8 protein-coding genes and 1 pseudogene are annotated in these 5450 nt (G+C 68.9%); 5 read left to right on the top strand and 4 right to left on the bottom strand.

The features are described from left to right. On the top strand, window positions 1-298 hold a 298-nt coding region (locus VNF71_14975; GenBank protein HVA75858.1), incomplete at its 5' end, for a transketolase C-terminal domain-containing protein. Between the two features lie 207 nt (window positions 299-505). Here the strand turns inward: VNF71_14975 and VNF71_14970 are convergent. Then, window positions 506-718, bottom strand: a pseudogene (locus VNF71_14970) (DDE-type integrase/transposase/recombinase). 157 nt (window positions 719-875) lie between these two features. On the opposite strand from VNF71_14970, the gene VNF71_14965 reads away from it, so the two are divergent. Then, the gene (locus VNF71_14965) at window positions 876-1439 is read left to right on the top strand and encodes a dihydrofolate reductase family protein (protein HVA75857.1); all 564 of its coding nucleotides are present in this window, start codon (window positions 876-878) and stop codon (window positions 1437-1439) included. A gap of 135 nt (window positions 1440-1574) precedes the next feature. Here VNF71_14965 and VNF71_14960 read toward each other — a convergent pair whose 3' ends face one another. Beyond that, window positions 1575-2216, bottom strand: coding sequence for a dihydrofolate reductase family protein (locus VNF71_14960; GenBank protein ID HVA75856.1), 642 nt, complete (start codon window positions 2214-2216; stop codon window positions 1575-1577). A 203-nt stretch (window positions 2217-2419) separates the two neighbouring features. Continuing rightward, a complete protein-coding gene (locus VNF71_14955; GenBank protein HVA75855.1) occupies window positions 2420-2983 on the bottom strand; it encodes a dihydrofolate reductase family protein in 564 nt (187 codons plus the stop codon). Between the two features lie 165 nt (window positions 2984-3148). On the opposite strand from VNF71_14955, the gene VNF71_14950 reads away from it, so the two are divergent. Together VNF71_14950 and VNF71_14945 are read left to right on the top strand one after the other, a co-directional pair. Next, on the top strand, window positions 3149-3502 hold the full coding sequence (locus VNF71_14950; GenBank protein ID HVA75854.1) for a VOC family protein: 354 nt from the start codon (window positions 3149-3151) through the stop codon (window positions 3500-3502). Window positions 3503-3550: 48 nt separating this feature from the next. Then, on the top strand, window positions 3551-4000 hold the full coding sequence (locus tag VNF71_14945) for a VOC family protein (protein HVA75853.1): 450 nt from the start codon (window positions 3551-3553) through the stop codon (window positions 3998-4000). A 382-nt stretch (window positions 4001-4382) separates the two neighbouring features. Here the strand turns inward: VNF71_14945 and VNF71_14940 are convergent, their stop codons facing one another. Further along, window positions 4383-4931, bottom strand: a complete 549-nt coding sequence (locus VNF71_14940) for a GNAT family protein (GenBank protein ID HVA75852.1) — start codon at window positions 4929-4931, stop codon at window positions 4383-4385. A gap of 167 nt (window positions 4932-5098) precedes the next feature. Here VNF71_14940 and VNF71_14935 point away from each other — a divergent pair. Continuing rightward, the coding region (locus VNF71_14935) for an FAD-binding domain-containing protein (protein HVA75851.1) at window positions 5099-5450 on the top strand (352 nt) is incomplete at its 3' end.

Genomic DNA, 5450 nt, shown 5'->3' with positions numbered 1-5450 from the left:
GGCCGAGGTGATCGACCTGCGCTGCCTGATCCCGCTCGATGCCCGAGCCATCCTCGATTCGGTCAGCCGGACCGGTCGCCTGTTCACCGTCGAAGAGAACCCGCGGGTGCTCGGCTGGGGTGCCGAGATCGTCTCGATCGTCGCGGACGACGGCTTCGACAGCCTCGACGCACCGCTCGTCAGGATCACGGCCCCGAACATCCCACTGCCGTCCGCTGCGGTCCTCGAGGACCTGGCGGTGCCGTCGGTCGAGCGGATCACCGCGACGGTCCGTCGACGGCTCGACGAGTCCCGCTGAACTTCTTCAATGTTGACACGAGCCTTCCGCGATCCTTGGCCGTTGGATTCCGTCTGGATCGACGCTCGTTGAACCTGGCTCATGCGGTTCGTTCCACGCCGATCCGCCGGCTTGGCGTCTTGTTGACTAGGGTGAAACCCGCGGGTCCGTGAGTTAAGAAGGGGCTATCCCTCTCGCCCCGACCAGACTGACTTCCCCGGTTGACGCTCACCCCGGGGATGCGGCCGCCCAGCGGCCCTTCTCGCCCGTGACGGCCCTTGTTCGTGGACCCCTCGCCATGCTCCAGCCGACGACCCGGCGGGAGAAGGCGTCGGTCACGGCGGCGAGGTAGCAGGAGCCGCTCCTTGTCGGGAGCTGGGTGATGTCGGCGACCCAGAGCGGGTCGGGGCCAGGCGCCGTGAAGTCGCGGTTCACGAGATCGGGGAAGGGCGCGGCATGCGGCGGCTTGGCCGCACGCTCGGGAGGTTTACGTGTCCAGCAGTCCCCAGCGCTCGATGGCTATTCGGCCGTTGGGCCATGTTCTCGGGTTCCCGACGATGGGTCGTATTGTCGAAGCCGTCACCGAGGAGGACTTCTGATGCGCAGCGTGACCTATTCGATGGGTGTCTCACTCGACGGCTACATCGCCGGGCCGGACGGCGACATCACTGCGCCGCCGCCCGACGCGGAGGTCTGGCGGTTGGTCACCGACGAGATACGACAGGTCGGCGTCCACCTGCTGGGACGAAAGCTGTACGAGACGATGCTGTACTGGGAGACGGCCGACAAGGATCCATCGCTCGACGACGCAGAGATCGAGTGGGCCTCACTGTGGAAGCCGCTCCCGAAGGTGGTGTTCTCCACCACGCTGTCGGCGGTGCAGGGCAATGCCCGCCTGGTCTCCGGCGGCCTCGCGGGGGAGATCGAGCGGTTGCGTGCCGAGCCGGGGGAGGGCGACATCGCGATCGGCGGCGCGACTCTCGCCGCCGGGGCGGCCGCGTTGGGTCTGATCGACGAGTACCGGGCCAGGGTCTACCCGGTGCTGGTTGGCGGTGGCATTCCGTTCTTTCCCCAGCGCGAGCGCCGGGTGGATCTCGAGCTCGTCGAGACCCGCACCTTCAGCTCGAGCGTCGTCTACCTCCGCTACCGGGTGGCGCGATAGTAGGCTGGCTCACCGCCGCCGTCATGCCCTGTAGCGTCGGGCAGCGGCGGGCGCGAGTCCTATTCGGTCGATTGGGCCGTGCCCCTCGGGGCCGATAGGGCACGGTCGGGGCTCTGCGCCGGGCGACCGAAACAGTCAGCGCGAGAAGGTCAGGTGCGTGATGCCACCCCGGGCGGCCTCCGACGTCACGCTGTAGCCGTCCTCAAGCCCGCGGAGGTCGTCCCAGAGCCGGATGCCGCGGCCGAGCAGGATCGGGACGATGGCGACGTGGAGCCGGTCGACGAGCCCCGCCTTGAGGTACTCGCGCACCACGGTCGGGCCGCCGCCGATCCGGACATCCTTGCCGCCGGCAGCCTCGAGCGCGAGGTCGAGCGCCTCCCGGGGCGTCGCGGCCAGGAATTGGAAGGTCGTGCCGTTGGCCATCTCGAGCGACGGGCGCGGCTTGTGGGTGAGCACGAACACCGGGCAGTGGAACGGGGGCTCGTCACCCCACCAACCGCGCCAGTCCGCGTCGACCCCGGGCTCGCGCAGCCCGAACATGCCCGCGCCCATGACCTCCGCACCGACCTCGGCGAAGTAGGCCTGCGCGTACTGGTCGTCGACGCCGGTCGTGCCCGCGCCGGACGCGTCGTGCAGCACCCGAGCGCGGAACGTGCGGGTCGCGACGTAGGCGCCGACGAGGCGCGCCCAGTCGTGCCCGAACGGGTTCTCGGGCGTCTGGTCGGTCGTTGTCGCGAAGCCATCCAGGGAGATGTTCAGGTCAACGCGCACGGCCATCGACGTCCTCCCGGGCGACTGCTTGCACACTCGCTCCATTATGCCAATGGTCGCTGCCGATCGACGCGACGTGAGCCCGGTCACGTCGGGCTTGTCACGGCTTGTGGACGTGCGGCGGCTGAGAACAGCCGACGGAGCGCGTCACTGCCAGGCGTGGACGCCCACGACGGCGGCGGTTGGCGATGGATGGCGCGCTGGACCCATCAGGGCACCCGGTAGGCCAGCATCACGCTGCCGCTCGGCGTTGGCGTTGCGCTCAGGAGTTCGAGCCGACGGATCTGGCCGACGGTGGCGAACAGCCGCCGTCCGGTGAAGCCAAACGCCGGGCCCACCACGAGCCGCAGCTCGTCCACAAGATCCGCCTCGAAAAGCGACTGCGCCAGCGTGATGCTGCCGTGAACGCCGATGTCGCCGCCGGGTCGGGCCCTCAGATCGCGCACCACGTCCTCCAGCGGCCCGTGAACCGCCTCCGCGTTGCTCCACTCGTTCGAGAGCGGCGTGGACGTCACGACGTACTTCTTGACCGAGTTGATGAAGTCGGCGAATGGGTCGTCGGTGACGGTCGGCCAGTACAGCGACCACTCGTCGTACATGTGGCGGCCCAGCAGCACGGCGTCCTGCGTGGCGGTGACCTGCGCCTCGTTCTCGACCATCGCGCGGTCGAACGCCGGCGGTCGACCAGGCTCCGGGCTCGAGCTGAAGTACCCGGCGGGGTCGTCGACGTCAGCCTCGAGGGACATCAGGGTGTACAGCACGATCTTGCGCACGGGGCCCTCCTGGACTGTTGGCTTGACGTTGGGTGGCTTGGACGGCCCGATCCTCCTCGTCCACAGCGAGTCTGTTGCGCCCCCAATAGGATGAGCGTTCGACAGCCGTCGGTCAGCGGTCAGTGAGGTGCCATCGTGGATTCGTGGGCCAAGAGGATCGATGCCGTGACCCTGTTTGCCGAGGACCTCGCGGCGACGAAGCAGTTCTACCTCGACGTCTTCGGTCTGCAGATCCACTACGAGGACGACAGCTCCGTGGCGTTCAAGTTCGGTGGCACGCTCATCAACCTGCTGAGCGTCAGCGAAGCGCCGGAGCTGATCGCGCCGGCGGCCGTCGCGCTGCCGGAGGCAGGTTCTCGCATGCAGTTCACCATCACCGTCGGCGACGTGGACGCCATGTGCGCGGAACTGTCGAAGCGGGGCGTGCGGTTGCTCAATGGTCCCATCGACCGACCGTGGGGCATCCGAACCGCCAGCTTCCGCGATCCCGCCGGCTACATCTGGGAGATCGCGAAGTAGTGGTAGGCTCCGCGCCGACCTTCGTCACCACGGGCGACGGTCGGCTCTATGCCCGACCCTATCGAGGAGAACGACAAGGTGGACTACAAGCTCGAGCTCGTCGTCCTGCCCGTGTCGGACGTCGACCGCGCCAAGGCGTTCTACCTCGACCAGTGCGGCTTCGAGCTCATCGTCGACCACACGGCCGGCGACTTCCGGATCGTCCAGCTGAACCCGCGCGGGTCGTCGTGCGCGATCGCGATGATGAAGACGTCACCGATGGAGCCGGGATCGCTCCACGGCCTGCACCTGGTGGTCAACGACCTCGCCGCGGCGCATGCCGAGCTGGTCGGGCGCGGCGTCGCAGTCGGCGAGCCCTACCACTACGGCGCCGCCGGCCAGAGCACGCCCGGCATCGATCCGAACCACGCGGACTACTCGAGCTTCATGGACCTGAGGGACCCCGACGGCAACACGTGGCTGATCCAGGAAGTCGGGTACGTGGCCGCCGAGGACTGATGGGCGTGATCGGCGTCCGCGGTGCCCAACCAGCCGCGCGATGAAGCCCTGCGCGAGATCCACGCCGGGTTCGTGGGGAGGTCATCCACTGGCACGCATTGTCAAGGAGGCTCTCACTCGTCCGTCTGCCCTACGCCCTCGGGTTTCGGCAGACGCGGCGCCAGGATCCACACGAGCTGTGCCGTCGACACCGCCCCGACCTTGGACCGGGCGTTCGCCAGGTGGTGCTTGACGGTCGAGTGCGACAGGCCGAGGCGGTGGGCGGCTCCCTTCTCCGACCCGGCGGCGAGGAGCTCGGCGACAACGCCGACCTCGCGGTCTGTCGCGCGGTTGACTGGGCGCGTCGACTCCGTCCGTGGTCGCCCCGTGGGGGCGGCGTCGCTCAGGTCAGCTCATCGGCAAGAAGATCCAGGAGCAGGCCGTCGTGGAAGGTGCCGTCGGGACCGCGCTCGTATGCACGCATGACCCCGACGGGCACGAAGCCGACCTTCCGATAGGCTGCGATCGCTCGCTCGTTGGCTGCGGAGGGGTCAATCACAAGCCGGTGATGCTCGCGCACCTCGAACAGGAAGTGAGCCAGCGTCCGGATCGCGTCCGTCCCCAGCCCCATGCCTTGCCACGCAGTCGCGACGAACAAATCGTTCCCGGCGTGGCGGTAGTCGGGTTCGATCTCCTCGGAGTACTGGATGCTGCCGATAACGCCGCCATGGAACTCGAACGCGAACACGACGGTGTCGCGGTCGACCTCGAGCCAGTCATCGGCGACGTCCACACCCGGGCGCGGCGGGCCCCACCACTGCGCCACCGACGGTTCCAGCAGGATCTCCCGCAGGCGGTCACGATCGGCGACCGTCGCGGGCCGGAGGCGAATCCTTCGTCCGTCGAGGGTCGGCGCAGGCGGACGGTCAGGATCATCGGTCGATGCCGGCATGCCCGGCATCCTAGCCGACCGAGCTCAGCCGGACGGTTCGGGCGCCGCCGGGCACACCTACCCCTCGTCCGCTGGGCCCCGCCCTCCGGCTCCGGCAGCCGCGGCGCCAGGATCCACACGAGCTGGGCCGTCGTCACCGCTCCGATCCTGGATCGCGCGTTCGCCAGGTGGCGCCTCACGGCCGAGGCGGTGACCGGTCCCCCCGCCGGTCGTCGCAGCTTCATCCCTGCGGGCGTACCCTAGCCATCCCGTGGCGCGACGATTGCCCGGACCTCACCGCGTGGCGTGAGGGACGGACGGGGTTCCCGACAGTCGATGCCGCCATGCGCGAGCTGGCCGAGACAGGCTGGATCGCCAACCGAGCCCGTCTCATCGCGGCGAGCTTCCTCACGCGCGAGCTGTTCCTGGATTGGCGGCTCGGGGCGCGGCACTTCCTGCGCACCCTCGTCGACGGCGATGTTGCCAACAACGCCGCCAACTGGCAGTGGGTGGCGGGCGTGGGGACGGACGCCGCGCCGT

The sequence above is a fragment of the Acidimicrobiales bacterium genome, assembly GCA_035533095.1.
In the GTDB taxonomy this organism is placed as follows: Bacteria; Actinomycetota; Acidimicrobiia; order Acidimicrobiales; family Palsa-688; genus DATLUM01.
This window is presented reverse-complemented; position numbering and strand designations above follow the sequence as displayed.